The organism is Vogesella oryzae (assembly GCF_902829295.1).
Classification (GTDB): domain Bacteria; phylum Pseudomonadota; class Gammaproteobacteria; order Burkholderiales; family Chromobacteriaceae; genus Vogesella; species Vogesella oryzae.
This window is the reverse complement of sequence record NZ_CADEPL010000008.1, coordinates 15,803-36,900: the sequence shown is the minus strand read 5'-3', so window position 1 is coordinate 36,900 and position 21,098 is coordinate 15,803. Positions and strand designations below refer to the sequence as shown.

The following is a 21,098-nucleotide window of genomic DNA, read 5'->3' as shown; positions in this document are numbered from 1 at the left end:
CAGATCATGGCCTTGCAGCTTCACGTCATTCCGGTCACCCCGTTCCAGCAGAACTGTTCCGTGCTGTGGTGCGATGTCAGCAACGAAGCGGCGGTGGTGGACGCCGGCGGCGATATCGCCCGCATCCGCGCCTTTATCGACGCCAAGGGCCTGCAGGTGACCAAGCTGCTGCTTACCCACGGCCATATCGACCACGCCGGCGGCGCGCGGGCGCTGGCCGATGCGCTGGGGGTGCAGATCGAAGGCCCGCAGCGCGCGGAAAGTTTCTGGCTGGACCAGCTGCCGCAGCAGGGGCAGATGTTCGGCTTTGCCCCCAGCCCGGCGCTGACGCCGGAGCGCTGGCTGGAAGAAGGCGACACGGTGCAGGTTGGCCGCGAGGTGCTGGAGGTGCTGCACTGCCCCGGCCACACCCCGGGCCATATCGTATTTGTCAGCCGTGCGGCCAACCTGTGCGTGGTCGGCGACGTGCTGTTCCAGGGCTCCATCGGCCGTACCGATTTTCCGATGGGCAACCACCAGCAGCTGATCGACGCCATCCGCAACAAGCTGTTCGCGCTGCCGGACGACATGACGGTGGTGCCGGGCCACGGCCCGTTCACCACCATCGGCGACGAGCGCCGCAGCAACCCGTTCGTGGCCGACCGCCGCTACGGCTGATGGACGCCGCCTTCCAACGCGCGGTGCTGGCGCAGCTCATGGCGATTCCGCCGGGGCAGGTCAGCACCTACGGCACGCTGGCGCAGCTTGCCGGCTACCCGCGCCATGCCCGCCACGTCGGCAAGCTGCTGGGCAATGCGCCGGAGGGCGCCGGCTGGCCGTGGTTTCGCGTGGTCAGCGGCAGCGGCAAGGTGTCGCGACCGGGCTCGGCGGAGGCGGATTTCCAGATCCTGCTGCTGGAAGAAGACGGCGTGGAAGTCGGCGCCGGCGGGCGAGTGAACCTGAAGCGCTACGGCTGGCCCGCACAATATTTCATTCCAAAGTCATGAAACGTTGTCATTAAATGTCGGCAATAAGACATTAATGCGACAGTTCTGCTGCAAAAACCGGCCAAGCGTGCCGGTTTTTTGTTGGCTTCTGCTATGCTCCGCGCCCCGCGGCGCCAGGCAAACAAGTGTTTGTCACACAAACAACCTTGCCGGCGCGGCGGGTTTTCATCCAACACGCAAGCAACAGAAGCACATCATGAACACTCGCACTACCCTGCTCGCCCTGGCACTGGCCTCCTGTGCCGGCTTTGCCCACGCCGACTACTCCTTCAGCAATGTCAGCGCCAACTGGCTGGACTGGTCCAATGGCACCCAGCAGCGCACGCAAAAAGGCCCGTTCGGCGGCAAGAACGATTTCGGCTACCTGGAAGCCGAAGGCGGCATGGGCGGCAACTGGGGCGACCTGTACGGTTTCCTCGATATCGAAAACCCGGACAAGAGCACGCATGAAGCCGCCGGCCAGAACCGCCGCTACGCCTCCAAGCTGGTAGGTCGTTTCAACGTTGGCCGCATCGGCGATCTGCCGGTACAGGTGTACGCCCATGTCTACGACTTCCGCGACGCCGACTTCTACGACCAGAACCGCGTACTGGGTCTGGGCACCGCGCTGTCCCGCGGCAACTTCTGGATCAAGCCGTTCCTCGGCGCACACCAGGAGTTCAAGCAGGGCGTCGGCGCCCACCGCAACGGCATGATGGCTGGCTGGGTGCTGGGCTACAGCTTCAACCTGGCGGGCCAGGCGATGATGGTCACCCAGTGGCACGAAACCGAATTCGCCCGCGAAGACGCCTACCTGGCCATGGCCAAGGATGGCGACGTGGTCCGCGCCCGCAAACTGGCCAACAACGGCGCGGTATCGCTGTGGTGGAACGCCACCAAGTCGGTAACCGCCGGCCTGACTTACCGCTACGCCGACCAGAAGCTGGGTTCTGCCACCTACCAGAACGCCTTCATCTCCACGCTGAAGTACAACTTCTAACCGTGTCGCCGCGCCGGGTGGTGCAGTAAACCACAGCCGGCCTGCATTATTTTGCAATGCAACAAAAACGCCAGTGCCTTGATGTACTGGCGTTTTTTGCTTTCTACGACTTTCGTTTATGTATCCAACAAGTTGCCTGATGCGCAAATAGTGTGATAAAGACTAAGGATAATTTTCGCTTTCGAACGCGCCGCCATGAGCCGATCTCCACGACACGACAAAATCCTGCAGCTGGTCCGCGAAAGCGGTTTCATGCCGATTGAAGAGCTGGCCCGCCTGCTGGATGTGACGCCGCAAACCATCCGCCGCGACATCAACCAGCTGTGCGAAGCCAATCTGCTGCGCCGCTATCACGGCGGTGCCGCGCTGGGCAACAGCGTGGAAAACGAGGACTACTTCTCGCGCAAGGGCAAGCTGCAGAGCGAAAAGGCGCACATCGCCGACATGATCGCGGAGAACATTCCCGACCATGCCTCGCTGTTCATGAGCATCGGCACCACCATCGAGGCGGTGGCGCAGGCGCTGACCACCACCCACAAGGGCTTGCGCGTCATCACCAACAACATCCATGTGGCGTCGATCATGTCGGCCAACCCGGATTTCACGGTAATGATCACCTCCGGCGTGGTGCGCGCCTCCGATGGCGGCATTACCGGGGTGGCGACGCTGGACTTCATCAACCAGTTCAAGGTCGATTACGCGGTGATCGGCGTCTCCGGCATCGAGACCGACGGCTCGCTACTGGACTTCGACTACCGCGAAGTGCGCGTGGCGCAGGCAATGATGAACAATGCCCGCCATCGCTTCCTGGCCGCCGACCACAGCAAGTTCGGCCGCAATGCGCTGGTACGCATGGGCCACATCAGCGAATTCAACGCCATCTTCACCGACGCGATGCCGCCGGAAAGCCTGAAAAAGCTGCTGGAAGAACACGGCGTGCGCATGTACCAGGCCGACCCGCTGTAACGCCTGGCCGCAGACAAAGACAAGGGCGCCGCTGGCGCCCTTGTGCTTGTTGCCGCCGCAGCGGCTACTCCTGCTCCGGCGTCCAGCGCACCACGCAGTTGCGCCCGGCCGCCTTGGCGCGGTACAGCATGCTGTCGGCGCGCTGCACCAGCGCCACCACATCCCACACCCCGTCGCTGCTGCACACCCCGGCGCTGAAGGTCTGGCGGAAGCGGCCGCGCGGCGATACCTGCTCCAGCCGCGCGAAGGCATCGCGCAGATCATCCAGCAGCTGCGTAGCCTGCTCGCAGCCCATGCCCGGCAATACGATGGCGAACTCCTCGCCACCGTAACGGCCGATCAGGTCGGAGCGGCGCAGCCGTTCGCGCAGGAAGCGCGACAGGCTGACCAGCACTTCGTCGCCGGCCTGGTGGCCATAGCTGTCGTTGACGTGCTTGAAGTGGTCCAGGTCCAGCATCACCATGCTCAGCGGCCGGCGCTCGCGCTGGGCGCGGGCAAACTCGTATTCCAGCCGCGCGAACAGATGGCTGTGGTTGAGCAGGCCGGTCAGGCTGTCGGTGGAGATATAGGACCGCAGCTGGCGGTAGCGGCTGGCGCGGGTGCTGACCGTCACCACCAGCTCCTCGCTGGACACCGGCTTGGTGAGGTAGCCGTCCACCCCCAGCGTCAGCGCGTCCAGCTGCATGTGCTGGCGCTTTTCCATGGTCAGGAAAATGATGGGGATGCCGTCCATCAGCCGCTGCTGGCGGATGATGCGCGCCAGCACCTGGCCATCGCACTCCGGCATATACATGTCCATCAGGATCAGGTCCGGGCGGAAGCGCTCGATCGCCTCCAGCGTCTGGCTGGGGCGGGTGACTTCCTCGGTGAGAATGCCGTGGCGGTTGAGTACCGCCGCATACAGTCCGGCCAGCGAGCTCATGTCCTCCACCAGCAGCACACGCAACGGGTTGCGGCGGTCCGGCAGCATCGGCTGTACCAGGCCGTCCAGCAGCTCGCGTACCGCCAGCGGCCAACCCAGAAACCCCTGCCCGCCGGCATTCACCGCCTGCAGCCGGGCGGCAAAGTCCCGTCGCGGGCTGGCAAACAGCAGCGGACAGTTCAGCGGGCCGATAAGCGGCAGCATGCTGTCGGCCTCGAAGCTGTGGTAGACGATCACCGCCCCCGGCTCGTGCAGTTGCAACGCCTGCTGCAGCGCCGGCTCGTCATGGAACACTTCCAGCGCGTAACCGAAACACGCCAACTGCTCCAGCAGCGCCGCTGCCGGCGCCTGAGCCTGGGGTGCCAGCAGGAACAGGCGGTGGCTCGGCGTCACGTTGGCCGCCAGCGGTTTGCCGGCGCCCGGCAACGGCAGGCTGGCCAGCTGGGTCACCAGTGCCAGCTGCTGGCGTAGTGCCAGGTTGTCAGCGTTGCCCAGCCGGCGCTTGCCGATATGCCGCCACAGCGTGGTCAGTTCTTCGTTGGCACGCAGCACCGGCTCGACGGCCAGCTGCTCGGCCAAACCCTGCAGGCACTGGCTCAGCGCCATGAAGCGGCGCTGCAGTTCCGGATCCCAGCGTTGCAGCAATTGCTGGCCGACGTGGTCCATCTCGCGCGCAACGCTGGCCAGGGTTTGTGAAGCAGGCGTGGTCATAGACATTACAAACGATTGCAAATGGATGTGGCGAGTATAGCGGCAGCACGCCGGCCGAAGGTGGGCAGCTGCTATAATTGTTCCTTTTCACCCTCGGACAGGGCAGAGCCTGGCTCTGCAACGGCAGCATGAACGTCTTTTACGAAGAAAGCGGCAGCTTCAAGGTCGGCAGCGTGGTTTCCCGCGCCGAAGCCAGCCTGCAGATCGATACCCAGCATGGCAAGCGCACCAAGCTGAAAGCGGCCAACGTATTTCTGGAATTCAGCAGCCCGCTGCAGGATTTCCTGCCGGCTGCGGAAGCCATCGCTGCCGATATCGACGTGGATTTCCTGTGGGAATGCTGCGGCCAGGACGAGTTCGGCTTCGAGACGCTGGCTGCCGATTACTTCGGCCACGCGCCCAGCGCGCTGGAAAACGCCGCCATCCTGCTGCGGTTGTACGCCGCGCCGATGTACTTCTACAAGAAGGCCAAGGGCAGCTTCAAGGCCGCGCCGGAAGAAACGCTGAAAGCCGCGCTGGCCGCCATCGAGCGCAAGAAGCGCGAGCAGGAGCAGATCGACGCGCTGGCCGCCGAGCTGGCTGCCGGCAGCCTGCCGGACATCATCCGCGACAAGCTGATGACCCTGCTGTACCGCCCGGACAAGAACACGCTGGAATTCAAGGCCTTCGACCAGGCCTGCAAGGCCACCGGCCTGCCGCCGCTGCGGCTGGCGGACAAGGTCGGCGGCATCCAGTCGGTGCCGGCCTACCTGATGGCCGGTTTCGAACTGGAGCACTTCCCCAAGGGCACCGGCTTTGGCAACTATGTGCCGGCCAGCATGCCGGAAGAGCTGCCGCTGGCCACGGTCAAGGCGTTCTCCATCGATGACGCCGCCACCACCGAGATCGACGATGCACTGTCGGTACAGTGGCTGGATAACGGCAACATCCGCGTCGGCATCCACATCGCGGCGCCGACGCTGGGCATCGCACAGGGCTCCGAGCTGGAAAAGATCGTGCACCAGCGCCTGTCCACGGTGTACTTCCCCGGCGACAAGATCACCATGCTGCCGGACGATGTGGTGCAGCAGTTCACGCTGAAGGAAGGCCACGACTGCCCGGCGCTGAGCCTGTACGTGGACGTGACCCCGGCGTTCGAGCTGGTGGAGTTCGACAACCGCATCGAGCTGGTACACATTGCGGCCAACCTGCGCCACGACCAGCTGGAGCAGGTGTTCAACGAAGACACGTTGGCCGCACCCGGCTTCGGCCCGGATTACGCCTTCAAGCGTGAACTGGTATGGCTGTGGCAGTTTGCGGGTGCCCGCGAGGCGTTCCGCGGCAAGACCCCGGACCCGAACCGCCCGCCGCAGGTGGACTACAACTTCAACGTGGTCGACGGCAAGGTGATCATCAGCATCCGCAAGCGCGGCTCGCCGATGGACAAACTGGTGTCCGAGCTGATGATCCTCGCCAACAGCGAATGGGGCCGCATGCTGGCCGAGGCCGACATTCCGGCCATGTACCGCGCGCAAAGCATGGGCAAGGTGCGCATGACCACCCGCCCGGAACCGCACGTCGGTCTGGGCGTGCAGCAGTATGCGTGGAGTACCTCGCCGCTGCGCCGCGCCGCCGACTTCATCAACCAGCGCCAGCTGGTGGCGATGATTCGCGGCGAGGAGCCGCAGTACAAGCAGGGCGACGCCATGCTGTTTGCCATGCTGCGCGACTTCGATGCCGCCTACAGCGCCTACCTCGGCTTCCAGGACAAGATGGAGCACTTCTGGTGCCTGCGCTGGTTCAGCCAGGAAGGCATCAGCGAGCCGACCGCCACCTACATCAAGGAAGACCTGGTGCGGGTGGACGGAGTGCCGATGCGGCTGCGTATCGGCGGCCTGCCGGAGCTGGCCAACGGCGACCGCATCCAGCTGCAGATCGTGCGCATCGACGAGTTGCAGCAGGAGATCGAATGCCGCTACCTGGCGGTGCTGGAGCGCAAGCAGCCGCTGCCGCAGGACGAAGCGGAACAGGCGTAACGCCGGCGGCCAACGTTGGCCGCAACAACAAGGCCCCGCCATGGCGGGGCCTTGTCATGTCTGGCGTTGCAGCGTGCTACAGCAGCGCATCCACCGTGGTGCTGACTTCCTTCAGGTGCGGCAGCGCCTCGGCCATTTTTTCTTCGCTAATGCCAAGCTCGGCCAGCAGCGGCAACGGCAGCATCGCCTGCATTTCCGCCTCGCTCATGCCGTGGTTGAAACCGGCCACGATGTAGGACGACAAGCCGGTCAGCAGCGCGTAGTGCGATACCTGCGACGGCTCGGCCAGATGGTGCTGGTCGCGGATCGCCTGCTGGATGGCATCCGGAAAATTCCAGCGCCGCGCCAGCTCGGCACCGACCTCGGTCAGGTCCATGCCCAGCACCATGCGCTCGGTCGCCAGCCGCTCGGCACCGCCTTCCACCACGCGGTCGATCTGCACCGCCTTTTCCGGCTCCGCCACGTGCAGCACCAGCTCGCCGATATTGGCCAGCAGGCCGCAGGTATACGCCAGCTGGGTGTCCTGCGCGGCCAGCTTGGCCAGCACCTTGCTGGTATTGGCCATCTCGAAGCTACGGCCCCAGAAGCCGCGCATGTCGAAACCGGGAATCGCCATGCTGGCACCGGCAATGCCAGAGGCAATCACCAGCATGCGCACATTGTCGAAGCCCAGCATCACCACCGCATCGTGCAGCGAGCCGATATTGCGGCTGCCGCCGAAGCGGGCACTGTTGGCCAGCCGCAGCACCCGCGCGCTCAGCACCTGGTCATGCACTACCTTGTCGGTGATGTCGTCGATATTGATATTGCTGTCCTGGAAGCTGGCAATCAGCTCCTGCACTACCTTGGGCACCATCGGCAGCCGCCCGGCGGCCTGGTCGAACAACTCGGCAACTTTCATGTCGCATCCCCTCCGTAACTCGTCGTTGGCATTACCAGATGAGCTTAGGCAATCGTTTTGGGATTTACAGCCGAATTTGCCGGTGGCATGAGCACAGAAAAGAAAAACGGCCCGCAGGCCGTCAAGGAGAGTCGCTCCTGCAAACAGGAGATAACACGGAATCTCAGGCTACTTCGTAGCCACGGGCCGCCTGTAGCAGCGTAAACCACTGCTGGCGATCCAGTTGCAGCCGGCAGGCGGCGGCAGCATCGTCCAGCGAGGCCAGGCGGCGCGAACCGACAATGGGCAACGGCCGGCACGGATGGTGCATGAGCCAGGCCAGCGCCAGCGCAGCGGTGCTGACGCCCAGCTCGCCGGCCAGCAGGTTCAACGCCGCCGCCAGCGCCGGGTTGGCCGCCGCATCGAACAGCCGGCCACCGGCCAGCGGCGACCACAGCATCGGCCGCACGCCCAACTGCAGGCACTGGTCGAAGCTGCCGTCGAATAGCGGCGCGGTGTGCAGCAGCGACGCCTCCACCTGGTTGGTCACCAGCGGCGTGCGCGACGCCAGCAGCGCGTACTGGCTGGGGCTGAAGTTGGACACCCCGAAGTGGCGCACCTTGCCGGCATCCCGCAGCCGCGCGAAGGTTTCCGCCACCTCGTCCGGGTCCATGAGCGGGTCCGGGCGATGGATCAGCAGCAGGTCGAGGTAATCGGTACCCAGATGCTGCAGCGAGGCATGCACGCTGGCGGTGATGTGCGCCGCCGAGGTGTCGTAGTGCTTTACCCGCCAGCCGCGCGCCGCATCCGGCGGCTTGATGCCGCACTTGCTCACCAGCTGGATGGCGTCGCGCCGCGACGGATTGGCCTTCAGCCAGCGGCCGAACAGCGCTTCGCAACGGAAGCCGCCGTACAGGTCGGCGTGGTCGAAGGTGGTGATGCCGAGACTGATGGCATGCTCCACCCACGCCGCCAGTGCGGCGTCGTCAAAGCCCCACTCGTCCAGCCGCCACACGCCCGCCGCCACCGGCGACAGCAGCGGGCCGTCTGCGGCCAACCTTTGCAGAGCCAGCACGCTCATCAGGCGATCCGTGCTTCGGTGGCCGGGTCGAACAGCACCGCCTTGGACACGTCGAACACCAGATCCATGCTCTGGCCCGGATGCTTGGCTTCGGTGGGGTGGGTGCGGCAGCACACCTTGGTGTTGTTCAGCGATACGAATACCAGCGTGTCTGGGCCGGTCGGCTCGATCACGTCGATATGGCAGCTCATTTCCGGCAGGCCGTCGCGGTGGGCGGTGCGTGCGTCGGTGATCTGTTCCGGACGGATGCCGAAGATCACTTCCTTGCCCACCCACTGTTGCAGCTTGGCCTTGTCGTGCGGCAGCGGCAACACCACGCAGCCCTTGTCGTCGCACACTTTCACGCCGATCTGGCCGGCCGATTCCACCACCGTGGCCGGGATGAAGTTCATCGACGGCGAGCCGATGAAGCTGGCGACGAACAGGTTGGCCGGGTTGTCGTAGATGTCCTGCGGGCTGCCAAACTGCTGCACGATGCCATCCTTCATCACCGCGATCTTGTCGCCCAGCGTCATCGCCTCGATCTGGTCGTGGGTCACGTAGACGATGGTGGACTTCAGGCGCTGGTGCATCAGCTTGATTTCGGTCCGCATCTCGACGCGCAGCTTGGCGTCGAGGTTGGACAGCGGCTCGTCGAACAGGAAGATCGACGGGTTGCGGGCCAGCGCACGGCCCATCGCCACGCGCTGGCGCTGGCCGCCGGACATCTGCCCCGGCTTGCGTTCCAGCAGGTGCTTGATCTGCAGCATCTCGGCCACGCGGTTGACGGTGGCGTCGATCTCGGCCTTGGGCACCTTGCGGATTTCCAGTCCGAAGCTGATGTTCTCGCGCACGGTCATCGACGGGTACAGCGCGTAGCTCTGGAACACCATGGCGATGTCGCGATCCTTCGGCGACAGGTCGTTGACGCGCTTGTTGCCGATCACGATGTCGCCGCTGGTGATGTCGTCGAGGCCGGCGATCATGTTCAGCAAGGTGGACTTGCCGCAGCCGGAGGGGCCAACCAGGATCAGGAACTGGCCATCTTCGATAGCGATGTCGATGCCCTTGAGCACGTCGGTGCCGTTGGCGTAAGTCTTGTATACGTTGTTGATGGAAAGAGCGGCCATCGCATTAACCTTTCACAGCACCGGCAGTCAGACCGCGCACGAAATAGCGGCCGGCTACCATATAAACGAACAGGGTCGGCAGGGCGGCAATGATCGCCGCTGCCATGTCCACGTTGTATTCCTTCACCCCGGTGGAGGTATTCACCAGGTTGTTCAGCGCCACCGTGATCGGCTGCGACTCGCCGGCGGCAAACACCACGCCGAACAGGAAGTCGTTCCAGATCTGGGTGAACTGCCAGATCACGCACACCACGAAGATCGGCCCGGAGATCGGCAGCAGGATGCGGCCGAAGATGGTCCAGAAACCGGCGCCATCGATGCGTGCCGCCTTCACCAGCTCGTCCGGCACGGTGATGTAGAAGTTACGGAAGAACAGCGTGGTAAACGCGGTGCCGTACACCACATGCACCAGCACCAGGCCGGTGGTGGTATTGGCGATGCCCATCATCCCCAGCAGCTGCGCCATCGGCAGCAGTACCACCTGGAACGGAATGAAGCAGCCGACCAGCAGCATGGTGAACAGCGCGTCGGAGCCCTTGAAGCGCCACATCGACACCACGTAGCCGTTTACCGCCCCCAGCAGGGTGGAGATCAGCACCGCCGGCACCGTCATCTTCACCGAGTTCCAGAAGAAGCCCTTCATGCCGCCGCATTCCACGCCGGTGCAGGCTTCGGCCCAGGCCTTGACCCAGGCGCCGCCTTCCCATGCCTGCGGCAGCGCCAGCATATTGCCGTTGCGGATGTCGTCCAGGCTCTTGAACGAGGTGGTCAGCATCACGTACAGCGGCAAGAGATAGTAGATGGCCACCAGGAGCAGCGCGGCATACACCAGCGCGCGGCCAACGGTAAGGTTCTTAAACACGTTTGGCACTCCTTGTTTCCATGTACATCAGCGGTACCAGCACGGCGACGATGGTGAACAGCATCATCATCGCGGAGGCGGCACCCTGGCCCAGCTGGCCGCGGGTAAAGGCGAACTGGTACATGAAGATCGCCGGTACGTCGGACGAATTGCCGGGGCCGCCGCCGGTCAGCGCCATCACCAGGTCGAAGCTCTTGATGGCGATGTGCGACAGGATCAGCAGCACGCTGAAAAACACCGGGCGCAGGCTGGGGATCAGAATGCGGCGGTAGATGGTGGGCAGGCTGGCGCCATCCACCTGCGCCGCCTTGATGATGGAATCATCGATACCGCGCAGGCCGGCCAGGAACAGCGCCATCACGAAGCCGGAGCTTTGCCACACACCGGCAATCACCACGGTGTAGATCGACATGTCCGGGTTCACCAGCCAGTCGAAGGTGAAATTGGCAAAGCCCAGGTCGTTCATCACCTTCTGCAGGCCCATGTCCGGATTCAGCATCCATTTCCAGGCCGTACCGGTGACGATGAACGACAGCGCCATCGGGTACAGGTAGATGGTGCGCAGCGCGCCTTCGGCGCGGATTTTCTGGTCCAGCAGGATGGCCATCAGCAGGCCGACCACCAGACAGCAGACGATGAACAGGCTGCCGAAGATGCCGAGGTTGGCCGCAGCCGTCCACCAGCGCTCGTTTTCAAACAGCGCCTGGTATTGCACAAAGCCGGCCCATTCAAAACGGGGCATCAGGCGGGATTCGGTAAAGGAAAGCCAGCCAGTCCAGGCAATGAAGCCGTAGACGAAGATCAGGCTGGCAGCCAGCGTTGGCGACAGCACCAGCTTGGGCAGCCAGCGGTCGGCCAGCGCACGCAGGCCTTGATTAGCGGAGGCAGACATGTGAGTTCCTTGCTGTCTCGGGTAAAGCGGCACCGTTCACGCTGCCTGGCGGCAGCGTGGGCGAACGGCGAGACAAGACACCCACCCCCGCCGCCGGGCGGCGGGGAGCGGATGCAGTTACAGCGTCAGGATCAGCGTACCGCGCTGGCCTTGGCCAGACGTTCGGCAGCTTGCTGCGGGGTCATCTTGGAGTTCATGAACTGCGAGATCACGTCCACCATGGCGCCTTCGGTCGCGGACGGCATCGCCATCTTGTGCGCGAAGCTCGGCACCAGCTTGTTGCTCTTGGAGGCGGCGTTCATGTCGAAGTTGGACTTCTTGGCGCAGTCGTCGAACTTGGCCAGCGGAGTATCCAGACGGGCCGGGATGGAGCCCTTGTTCAGGTTGAACACTTCCTGGAAGTCCTTGCTCATCACGGTGCTGGCCAGGTCAGCCTGCGCCTTCACGGCTGCCGGCGACTTCTGCTGGAACATCGCCAGCGAGTCGATGTTGAAGGTGAAGGCATTCTGGGTGCCCGGGGCATCTACGCACAGGAAGTCCTTGCCCGGTACCTTGCCGGCGGCGGTGAATTCGCCCTTGGCCCAATCACCCATGAACTGCATGCCGGCCTTGCCGTTGATCACCATCGCGGTGGCCAGGTTCCAGTCACGACCGGCAGCGCCCTTGTCGATGTAGCCCTTGATCTTGCCCAGGGTCTCGAACACCTTCACGGTGGTGGCGCCACCGACGGTAGCCTTGTCCAGCTTCACGAAGGCATTGCGGTAGTAGTCGGCACCGCCCACACCCAGGGCCACGGATTCAAACAGGGTAGCGTCCTGCCACGGCTGGCCGCCATGCGCGATCGGCTGGATGCCGGCTTTCTGCAGCTTGTCGGCGGCAGCAAAGAATTCCGGCCAGGTCTTCGGTACGGTAGCGCCGGCTTTCTTGAACGCTTCCGGGTTCACCCACAGCCAGTTCACGCGGTGTACGTTCACCGGTACCGCCACGTACTTGCCCTTGTACTTCATCACATTGCTGACGACCGGCGGCAGCAGCTTGTCCCAGTTGCCGGCCTTGGCAACCAAGTCGATGTCGGCCAGCACGCCCTCGGCACCCCACTCCTGGATCGCCGGGCCCTTGATCTGGGCGGCGGTCGGCGGGTTGCCGGATACCACGCGGGTCTTCAGCGCGGTCATGGCGTTATCGCCACCACCGCCGGCCACGGCGAAGTCTTTCCAGGTCACGCCCTTGGCGTTCATCATTTTCTTCAGTTCGGCAACGGATTTGGCCTCGCCGCCGGAGGTCCACCAGTGCAGTACTTCCACTTCGCTTGCCATGGCTGTTGCCGGCAACAGGGTAGCGGCCAGTACGGCCATAGTCAGACGCTTCAATTCCATGTTCCATCTCCTGTCGTGTTGTGCAAGTCGCCCGGCGGTATTGGTTTATGTGCCGGCAGACTTCCGCCGCGGGGCAACTCTCCTTGCCGGTTCCGCGGTTGGGTGAACTATAGCCGCGCGATGTAAGCTTTGCGTAAGTTTTTGACAGGATTGCTGTAAGGAAACGCCCCATATTGGGTGCGCCGCATCATGACACTGACGTTAATTGCGCCAGAATTGGGCATTGCCGCGATATTGCACCGCAACAAAGCCGCCAAAAGTAGTGTGTCAACTACACACCTGTTGCGGCCAGGCTGGCACTACGGCGGGTGATTATTGCCCGTTTGCTACCGCCAGCGGCATTAACAGGCAGGCGCGCAGCCCGCCACCCGGATTGTCTGCCAGCGGGATGCGGGCACCGTGGCGACGGGCGATTTCCAGCACGATGGCGAGGCCCAGACCGCAGCCCTTGCCCTTGCCTTCGGCACTGCCGCGATAGAAACGGCTGAACACCCGTTCGCGCTCGCCCTCCGGTATTCCCGGGCCGTTGTCGCGCACTTCCAGCCGCACCTGGCCGTCTTCGCGTGCCAGCCACAGCGTGATTTCGCCGCCGCGCGGGGTATAGCTGATGGCGTTGTCCAGCAGGTTGGCCACCAGCTCGCGCAGCAGGCCGGCGTGGCCGTTGACCGGCAACGCACCCTCCTCGCCTTCCACCCCCAGGTCCTGCCCGGCGGCCAACGCCCGCGGCACCGCCTCGGCGGCCACCTCGCGCGCCAGCGCCGCCAGGTCCAGCGGCGCCAGTTGCAGCCCGGCCTCCGGCTCGGCGCGCGCCAGTGCCAGCAGCTGGTTCACCACCCGGATGGAACGCGCGACGCTGGTTTCCACCTGCCGCAGCTGGCGCAGCGCCAGCGGCAGGGCCGGGGCGGCCTCGGCCCGCTCGGCCTGTACCAGTTCGGTCTGCGATTTCAGCCCCGCCAGCGGCGTGCGCAGCTGGTGCGCGGCATCGGCAATGAAGCGCCGCTGCTGCGCCACCTGGGCATGCACTTCGTCCAGCAGGGTATTGATGGCGGAGGCCAGGGTGCGCACCTCCGCCGGGGCGTCGTCGATCTCGATCGGCGCCAGATCGCGCGGGCTGCGGTCTTCCACCGTGCGGCGCAGGCTGCGCAGCGGCGACAGCCCGCGGCTGACCCCGGCCCACACCAACACGCTGGTCAGCGAGATCAGCAGCAACAGCGGCAGCCCCATGTCGAACAGGATGCGCCGCGCCAGTTCCGCCGACAGCGCACGGCTCTTGGCCACCTGTACCAGCATCAGCTCCGGCTTGTCCGGCGTGCCGGCCGGCAGATACTGCGCCGCTACCCGTACATCCAGCTTGCCGAGCTTGCCGTTGTAGAAAAAGGTGGTGCCAGTGGGGGCGCTGCTACCCAGCGGCGGGCGCGGCATCGCCGGCTCGCCCAGCAGGAAGGCTTCCGGCGGCGAGCTGACCATGTAATACACGCGGTCGTCCGGGTCCTGCTCCAGCACATCGCGCGCCGCGCGCGGAAAGTCGACATAGAAACCGTTGCCGAACGGTTTCACCTGCCGCGCCAGCGCACTGCTGGACTTGGCCAGCGTGCGGTCGATCACCTCGTTGGCGTAGGCCAGTGTCAGCTTGTAGGCGAGAAACGCCGCGCCCAGCCACAGCACCAGCTGCGGCAGCAGCAGCCACAGCAGCAACTGGCGGCGCAGCGACAGCTGGCGCGGACGGCTGGCGCTCATGCGGCCAACCTTGCGGCTAACGGCAGACGGCGCGGCATGCTCACTCCGCCGCCAGCAGGTAACCGAGGCCGCGTACCGCGCGCACCGCCACCCCGCTGCCATCCAGCTTCTTGCGCAGCCGGTGCACATACACCTCCACCGCGTTGGCACCCACTTCCTCGCCGTCGCCGGACAGCTCGCCGGCGATCTGTTCCTTGGTCACCACCCGGTCGGCATTACCCATCAGGATGTCCAGCAACTGCAGTTCTCGCGCCGACAGCTCCAGCGGCTGGTTGTCGGCCCAGGCGCGCTGGCCGCCGCGGTCCAGCCGCAGGCGGCCGAAGCGCAGCTCGTCGCGCTGCGGGCTGTCGCCGCCGACGCGTTGCCGGCGCAGCAGCGCACGGATGCGCGCCTCCAGCTCCGGAAACTCGAACGGTTTGACCAGATAGTCGTCGGCGCCGGCGTCCAGCCCGGCGACGCGGTCTTCCATGCTGTCCAGCGCGGTGAGGATCAGGATCGGCAGCGCCGGCTTGTGCACGCGCACATTGCGCAGCACCTGCAAACCGTCCAGCCCGGGCAGGCCGATGTCGAGGATCACCGCATCGAAGTTGTCGTCCAGCAAGCGCTGCTGCGCCGCGATGCCGTCGGCAGCGTGTTCGGTATCAAATCCCAGCCGCGCCAGCCGCGTCAGCAGCGCATCGGCCAGAACGGTATCGTCTTCGGCAACAAACAGTTTCATGGTGGGAACCGGCTAAGTGACAGTGGCAGATGGTATGCCAAAACCGCGCGCGGCGGCACCGCAAACGCGCGCGGCCAACCCCGGCCGGGCGCAGGCCAACCCCGGCCGGGCGCAGGCCAAAAAAAGGGCGTGCCGGGGAGAGTCGGCACGCCTTCAAAGGAAACGAAAAGCAACAAAACACACCATCCCGCAGCGCGTGTCTGACGGAAAGGATAGGGTGGCCACCACCGGCCCCGGCTGTCAGACGTCCAATCCGGGACAGCCAGGCCGGCAGCAACCGCCGGCCGGAGCCGGCAAAAACGTCATCCCGTGCGCGCTTAACGCACGGCCAGGGCGCAGGCCTCCTTGGCCAGCGCGGTGATCTTGGCCCAGTCTTGGGCGGCGATGGCCGCTTCCGGCGTCAGCCAGCTGCCACCGACGGCCAGCACGTTCGGCAGTGCCAGGTAGTTGGCCGCATTGTTGGCGTCGATACCGCCGGTCGGGCAGAAGCGCAGCTCCGGCAGCGGGCCGGCCAGCGACTTCAGCAGCTTGATGCCGCCCACCGCCTCGGCCGGGAACAGCTTGAGGATGTTGAAACCTTCGTCCTGCGCGTGCATCGCTTCGGACGGGGTGGCCACGCCCGGAATGAACGGCACGCCGGAGGCGCGCGCGGCGGCGGCCAGTTCCGGGGTCAGCCCCGGGCTGATGCCGAATTGCGCGCCGTTATCCAGCGCCGCTTCCAGGTGGGCGCGGGTGCGCACGGTGCCGGCACCGACCAGCGCATCCGGCACTTCGTCACGGATGCGGCGGATGGCGGCCAGTGCCGCCTTGGTGCGCAGGGTGATTTCCAGCGTGCGGATGCCGCCGGCCACCAGCGCGCCGGCCAGATCCACGGCGACTGCGGCGTCGTTCACGACGATGACCGGTACTACCGGGCCCTGGCGAAGCAGATTCAAAGCGTCCATGTCTGTCCTTTCGAGCCGCTAACAAAACCCCTGATCCTGCGTTGCGCCACCTTGGCGCAGATGCGATGCGGGGTTTTGTTAGCGGCCCTTGTTAATGGCTGGCTGCGGCCAACCTTCTGAATCATTGCGTAATGCGATCAGCCCTGCTGCGTCCACAGCGGGTGCGAGAAGGTCATCGCCCCCTCTTCCGCCGCTGTAGCCAACTGGCGCATGCCGGCGAACAGGTCGCGGCCGGTGCCGAACTGGTTGCGGGCCAGATCCGCCTGCACCGGCTGGCGGGCCGCCCATTCGGCGGCCGGCACCAGTACCGTCAGCTCGCCCTTGTCGGCATCCAGGCGCACCAGGTCACCGTTCTGCACCTTGCCGATGTCGCCACCGAGCAGCGCTTCCGGCGACACGTGGATCGCCGCCGGCACCTTGCCGGAAGCGCCGGACATGCGGCCGTCGGTGACCAGCGCTACCTTGAAGCCGCGCTCCTGCAGCACGCCCAGCGGCGGGGGCAGCTTGTGCAGTTCCGGCATGCCGTTGGCACGCGGGCCCCCGGAGCGGGGCCCCGCCCCCAAAACTTTTTTCACCCCCCCCCGCCTTGAACCCCCCAGCCGGTCGTTCTTGTCCCGGGCCCCCCCCGCCCTACCCGCCCGCTGACCGGAAACCGTAACGGGTGGGCTTTACTGCTGCTAATGTCATAGCAAGACCATAACGCCAAATCAGGGGAGACAAGATGAAGCTTTCGACACGTTTGCTGGTGCTGATTGCCGCCAGCCTGCTGGGCTTGGTGCTGCTGGGCGGCTTTGCCCTGCATGCCATTCACCGCACGCTGGTCAATGAAAAGGAACTGCAGATCACCAACCTGCTGAAGGTGGCGGAGCACGTGGTGGCGCAGCAGGTGAAGCTGGCGCAGGACGGCAAGCTGCCGGAAGCGGATGCCAAACAGCAGGCGCTCAAGACGCTGGGCATGATCCGCAATGACGAGATGTACTTCTTTGCCCGCGACAGCGGCAACGTGATGCTGCTGCATCCCAAGGCCGAGCGTATTGGCAAGGTCGATGACGGTGGCAAGACGCCGGACGGTCGTACCTCGGTGCAGGTCTACGAAGACGCGCTGAAAGCGCAGCCGTACGGCATGGTGTATATCACCGCCGCCCGCCCCGGCGGCAACGAGGAGCTACTCAAGCTCAATGGCGTGGTGCGGGTGCAGCCGTGGGGCTGGGTGATCGGCACCGGCTTCTTCGTCGATGACATCGACACCGTATTCTGGCACGAGGCGCGCACCATGCTGCTGCTGGCGGTGCTGGGCGTGGTGGTGGTCGGGGTGCTGGCGCAGTTCATGGCGCGCAGCATCCTGCGCTCGCTGGGTGGCGATCCGGCCTACGCCGCCAGCGTGGTTGGCCGCATTGCCGAAGGCGACCTGACGCAGCAACTGGAAGTACGCGGCCCGGCCAACAGCGTGCTGGGCAGCATGCAGCAGATGCAGGCCGGCCTGGCGCACATCATCAAGCAGATTCGTGACGACAGTGAACAGATTGCCGATGCCGGCGAGGCGCTGCAGGGCCAGATGTCGCACCTGCGGGCGGTGTCGCACAGCGCCAGCGAGTCCACCTCCTCCGCTGCCGCGGCCATCGAGCAACTGTCGGTCAGCATCGATCACGTTACCGCCAGCGCACGCGAAACCGAGAGCGATGCGCAGCAGACCGCCGAGCAGGCGACCAGCGGCGTCGGCCTGACCGGGCAGGCGATGGGCAGCATCCGGCAGATTTCCGGCCAGGTGGGCGAGGTCAACGGCCTGGTGGCATCGCTGTCCGAGCGCACCCGCAACATCAGCGGCATTGCCGAGACCATCCGCGACATCGCCAACCAGACCAATCTGCTGGCACTGAACGCGGCGATCGAGGCGGCGCGTGCTGGCGAAACCGGCCGCGGTTTTGCCGTGGTGGCCGACGAAGTACGCAAGCTGGCCGAGCGCACCGCGCTGGCCACCGACGAAATTTCCAGCATCGTGCAGGCGGTGGTGGCGGAAACCGGCAGCGTGACCGAGCATGTGCAGGCCATCTCGCCGTCGGTGGCGCTGGGGGTGGAGCAGGTGCAGGAAGCATCGCAGGCGCTGGGCAGCATCAACGAGCGGGCCCACGACTCGCTGCAGCGCATCCGCGCGGTGGCGCTGGCGATGTCGGAGCAGAGCAAGGCCGGCACCAGCATTGCCGGCAGCGTGGAGCAGGTGGCGGGGGTGGTGGAAGACGCGCTGTCTGCCGCCGACAACGCGGTGCAGCAGGTGGAGGACATCTACCGCCGCGCCGAATCGCTGCGCGTGGCGGTCAACCGCTTCCGCATCTGATTTGCCGCGGCAAGGTTGGCCGCAAGCCCGCTGCGGGGTAATGCCCGCCGGGCTGCCCTGTCCGCCCGCCAGGACGCGTGATGCCCGCGCGCGTCCTCAGTCATCCCAGTCCAGGGTGCGGTAGTCGAAATCGGTCGGCCGCTCCGGTTTGATGATCTGGAAATACGGCGAAATATCGAAGTCGCGCGGGGTAAACAGCCGGTAGTTGCGGATATGCAGGATCTCGCGGTAACAGGCTGCCCGCCCCGGGTGGTCAACCGCGATATGCCGTATCTCCGGCAGGATCGGGTAGTGGATGCTGGCAAACAGTTGCGCGATCAGGGTCGAACAGATGGCCTTGGTCGGGTCGCCGGCACCCAGCGCGATCATCCGCCGCCGCCAGCGCGTCGGCACCGGCGGTGCCGGTAACAGGTAACGGGCCAGATCGACAATATTCCTCAGGTCGTAGCTTTGCCCCACCCGTTGCAGTGCGTCCCCGATTATCCGTTCCAGATCGCCCGGCTGCAGTTTCTCCGGCCGGCAGACCCGGGTGTGCAGATGGGCATAGGTGGCAAGCGGCACCAGCCGGACTCCGGTCTGCACGTCGGCTTCGATCAGCATCGGGCCATCACTGCCGGGTGCGTGGTTGCCGACATAGAACGCGGCATGTGACCAGGTGGATTGCGTCAGGTACTTGATTGCCATGCTCAGCCGCGAGTGCCCTTCCACCAGCAGCACGTCGCCCGGCTGGAGTATCGCCGCCAGTTTCTCCGGCGGGATGGTGGCTACCGGCGCGTATGACTTCAGCGGCTTGCTCAGGTAGCGCGCCAGCGCGCGGCCGATGGCGTGGAGGATTTGGTCGAGCATGGCGGGCCCTCGTCAGTCTGCGGTGCCGTGGCGCGCTGCCGCCGCGCGATCCGGCGCGGGACACCGGCTCATGCCCGCGTGGCGGCCGGGACGGCTATTCGGTGCGTTCGCGCCAGGTCAGCCACACCCGCATGTCGAACTCCAGCTGGTGGTAGTCCGGTTCCATGTGGCAGCACAGCTGGTAGAACGCCTTGTTGTGGTCTTTTTCTTTCAGGTGCGCCAGCTCGTGTACCACGATCATGCGTAAAAACGCTTCCGGTGCCTCGCGGAACAATGCGGCAACGCGGATTTCGTTCTTGCTCTTCAGCTTGCCGCCCTGCACCCGCGCCACGAAGGTATTGGTGCCGAGCGTGCCTTTCACCGGGTGTTGCTGGCTGTCGAACTGCACTTTGGCGATGGCCGGGGCGTTCTTCAGGTAGCGCTGTTTCAGCTCGGCCACGTACTGGTACAGCGCCTTGTCGGTCTGGATGTCGTGGCGCTCAGGATACTTGCGCGCCAGCCAGGGGCCGAGCTGCCCCTGCGCCAGCAGGGCCTGGATGCGCTCCAGCAGCGCCGCGGGGTAGCCGTTCAGGTAGTGAAGTGTGGTCATGGCACGATGGTACTGTCTGGCACGGGATCGCGACAGCGGCAGATACCGCCGACCCGCCTGCCATGCCGCCGCGGCACTAGTCGTCGGCCTGCAGGCAGCGGTTGCGCCCGGCCAGCTTGGCGGCGTACAGCGCCTGGTCGGCGCGGGCCAGCAGGGTGTCGATATTGTCCTGCGGCGACAGCATGCCGGCGACGCCGATGCTGACCGTGAGCTGGATCATGCGTTCATGCCAGCTCAATTCCAGGTTGGCAATGGCATCGCGCAGGCGGTTGGCCAGCTGCAGGGCGCGTTCGCCGTCTTCCTTTGGCAGCAGGATGCAGAACTCCTCGCCGCCCCAGCGGGCGATCTGGTCGGTATCGCGCAGCTGCTGGCGCAGCAGCTGGGCAATCTCGCACAGCACGTAGTCGCCGGCGGCATGGCCCAGGCCGTCGTTGATCAGCTTGAAGTGGTCCAGATCCAGCATCAGCACGCTGAAGCTGGTCTGGTAACGCTGCAGCAGCTGCAGCGCACCCTGGCAGCGCTCCAGAAAGGCGCGGCGGTTGGCAAGGCCGGTCAGCGGATCGACACTGGCCTGCCGTGCCAGCTCGGCCTCTGCCGCCTGCCGCGCCAGCTCCAGATCGCGCACGTGCAGCAGCGAGCCGATGTTGTCGGCCAGGGTGGCTAGCTGCGCCACCAGCTCCTGCTCGTAGCCGTCCGGGCGGTCGGCCAGCACCATCAGCCCCTTTACCGTACCGTGACAGAAACAGGGAATCGCCAGCAGCGAGGTCAGCTGCGCCAGCCGGGTGTCGTCTTCGGCAAACAGCCGCGGCTGGTTGATCACCAGCGGGTCGCCCTCGCTCAGTGCCGAGGCGAGGATGTGGTCGAAGCCGTACAAGCGGTAGCTGCCCTCGTGCTTGTGCAGCAGCGGCAGCAGCCAGGCCATGGCGACGGGGTCGTTCTGCGCCAGACCGAGGATGTCGAGGTACAGGCTGCCGTCGTGGTCCAGCTGGCAGCTGGCGATGAAGCCCAACTTGCTGCCGCTGCTTTCCAGCAGCGGCGCCAGAATGGTCTGGCTGGCCGGCTCCATATTGCGTGTCGTACAGGCTGCTCAGGTCGACGCCGCTCCAGAACTTCTGCTCGAAGTCCTGGGTGGCGCGGCGGGTACGCCCCAGTA

20 protein-coding genes are annotated in these 21,098 nt (G+C 65.2%); 6 read left to right on the top strand and 14 right to left on the bottom strand.

Annotated elements, in window-relative coordinates; all coding sequences use genetic code 11:
* Window positions 1-6 precede the first annotated feature (6 nt).
* From HU218_RS02930 to HU218_RS02915, 4 genes are all read left to right on the top strand, one after another.
* On the top strand, window positions 7-657 hold the full coding sequence (locus HU218_RS02930) for an MBL fold metallo-hydrolase (RefSeq protein ID WP_217450694.1): 651 nt from the start codon (window positions 7-9) through the stop codon (window positions 655-657).
* A complete protein-coding gene (locus tag HU218_RS02925; protein ID WP_174873453.1) occupies window positions 657-986 on the top strand; it encodes an MGMT family protein in 330 nt (109 codons plus the stop codon). Before HU218_RS02930 ends, HU218_RS02925 begins: the two co-directional genes overlap by 1 nt.
* Before the next feature lie 196 nt (window positions 987-1,182).
* Window positions 1,183-1,965: an outer membrane protein OmpK gene (locus tag HU218_RS02920; protein WP_174873452.1), complete on the top strand. Its 783-nt coding sequence runs from the start codon at window positions 1,183-1,185 to the stop codon at window positions 1,963-1,965.
* 195 nt (window positions 1,966-2,160) lie between these two features.
* Entirely contained in the window at window positions 2,161-2,931 is a 771-nt protein-coding gene (locus tag HU218_RS02915) for a DeoR/GlpR family DNA-binding transcription regulator (RefSeq protein WP_174873451.1), read from the top strand.
* A 64-nt stretch (window positions 2,932-2,995) separates the two neighbouring features.
* Here HU218_RS02915 and HU218_RS02910 read toward each other — a convergent pair whose 3' ends face one another.
* Complete coding sequence (locus tag HU218_RS02910; protein ID WP_246210706.1) at window positions 2,996-4,564, bottom strand: GGDEF domain-containing protein; 1,569 nt, start codon at window positions 4,562-4,564, stop codon at window positions 2,996-2,998.
* Between the two features lie 128 nt (window positions 4,565-4,692).
* Here HU218_RS02910 and HU218_RS02905 point away from each other — a divergent pair, with 128 nt between their 5' ends.
* Window positions 4,693-6,579 (top strand): ribonuclease catalytic domain-containing protein, encoded by a 1,887-nt coding sequence (locus HU218_RS02905; RefSeq protein ID WP_174873450.1) that lies wholly within the window; start codon window positions 4,693-4,695, stop codon window positions 6,577-6,579.
* Between the two features lie 76 nt (window positions 6,580-6,655).
* Here HU218_RS02905 and HU218_RS02900 read toward each other — a convergent pair whose 3' ends face one another.
* From HU218_RS02900 to HU218_RS02855, 10 genes are all read right to left on the bottom strand, one after another.
* A complete protein-coding gene (locus HU218_RS02900) occupies window positions 6,656-7,480 on the bottom strand; it encodes an HDOD domain-containing protein (protein ID WP_174873449.1) in 825 nt (274 codons plus the stop codon).
* 163 nt (window positions 7,481-7,643) lie between these two features.
* Window positions 7,644-8,540: an aldo/keto reductase gene (locus tag HU218_RS02895; RefSeq protein WP_174873448.1), complete on the bottom strand. Its 897-nt coding sequence runs from the start codon at window positions 8,538-8,540 to the stop codon at window positions 7,644-7,646.
* A complete protein-coding gene (locus tag HU218_RS02890; RefSeq protein WP_174873447.1) occupies window positions 8,540-9,649 on the bottom strand; it encodes an ABC transporter ATP-binding protein in 1,110 nt (369 codons plus the stop codon). The genes HU218_RS02895 and HU218_RS02890 overlap by 1 nt, the downstream gene beginning before the upstream one ends.
* A gap of 4 nt (window positions 9,650-9,653) precedes the next feature.
* Window positions 9,654-10,511, bottom strand: coding sequence for a carbohydrate ABC transporter permease (locus tag HU218_RS02885; protein WP_174873446.1), 858 nt, complete (start codon window positions 10,509-10,511; stop codon window positions 9,654-9,656).
* Window positions 10,504-11,403, bottom strand: a complete 900-nt coding sequence (locus HU218_RS02880; RefSeq protein WP_174873445.1) for a carbohydrate ABC transporter permease — start codon at window positions 11,401-11,403, stop codon at window positions 10,504-10,506. Before HU218_RS02880 ends, HU218_RS02885 begins: the two co-directional genes overlap by 8 nt.
* A 131-nt stretch (window positions 11,404-11,534) precedes the next feature.
* Complete coding sequence (locus HU218_RS02875; protein WP_174873444.1) at window positions 11,535-12,779, bottom strand: ABC transporter substrate-binding protein; 1,245 nt, start codon at window positions 12,777-12,779, stop codon at window positions 11,535-11,537.
* Window positions 12,780-13,091: 312 nt separating this feature from the next.
* On the bottom strand, window positions 13,092-14,516 hold the full coding sequence (locus tag HU218_RS02870; RefSeq protein WP_174873443.1) for a sensor histidine kinase: 1,425 nt from the start codon (window positions 14,514-14,516) through the stop codon (window positions 13,092-13,094).
* Window positions 14,517-14,556: 40 nt separating this feature from the next.
* Entirely contained in the window at window positions 14,557-15,234 is a 678-nt protein-coding gene (locus HU218_RS02865) for a response regulator transcription factor (protein ID WP_174873442.1), read from the bottom strand.
* A 317-nt stretch (window positions 15,235-15,551) separates the two neighbouring features.
* Window positions 15,552-16,178: a bifunctional 4-hydroxy-2-oxoglutarate aldolase/2-dehydro-3-deoxy-phosphogluconate aldolase gene (locus HU218_RS02860; protein WP_174873441.1), complete on the bottom strand. Its 627-nt coding sequence runs from the start codon at window positions 16,176-16,178 to the stop codon at window positions 15,552-15,554.
* A gap of 137 nt (window positions 16,179-16,315) precedes the next feature.
* Window positions 16,316-16,753 carry a dihydroxy-acid dehydratase domain-containing protein gene (locus HU218_RS02855; RefSeq protein ID WP_425509243.1) on the bottom strand — a complete coding sequence of 146 codons (438 nt, stop codon included), beginning with the start codon at window positions 16,751-16,753 and terminating at the stop codon, window positions 16,316-16,318.
* Between the two features lie 146 nt (window positions 16,754-16,899).
* Between HU218_RS02855 and HU218_RS02850 the strand changes: the two genes are divergently transcribed.
* The gene (locus HU218_RS02850) at window positions 16,900-18,510 is read left to right on the top strand and encodes a methyl-accepting chemotaxis protein (RefSeq protein WP_174873440.1); all 1,611 of its coding nucleotides are present in this window, start codon (window positions 16,900-16,902) and stop codon (window positions 18,508-18,510) included.
* 96 nt (window positions 18,511-18,606) lie between these two features.
* Here the strand turns inward: HU218_RS02850 and HU218_RS02845 are convergent, their stop codons facing one another.
* The 3 genes from HU218_RS02845 to HU218_RS02835 form a co-directional block, all read right to left on the bottom strand.
* Window positions 18,607-19,356 (bottom strand): YiiX/YebB-like N1pC/P60 family cysteine hydrolase, encoded by a 750-nt coding sequence (locus HU218_RS02845; protein ID WP_174873439.1) that lies wholly within the window; start codon window positions 19,354-19,356, stop codon window positions 18,607-18,609.
* A 94-nt stretch (window positions 19,357-19,450) separates the two neighbouring features.
* A complete protein-coding gene (locus HU218_RS02840) occupies window positions 19,451-19,945 on the bottom strand; it encodes a M48 family metallopeptidase (protein WP_174873438.1) in 495 nt (164 codons plus the stop codon).
* Window positions 19,946-20,021: 76 nt separating this feature from the next.
* Entirely contained in the window at window positions 20,022-21,011 is a 990-nt protein-coding gene (locus HU218_RS02835) for a GGDEF domain-containing protein (protein WP_174873437.1), read from the bottom strand.
* Window positions 21,012-21,098: the final 87 nt, after the last annotated feature.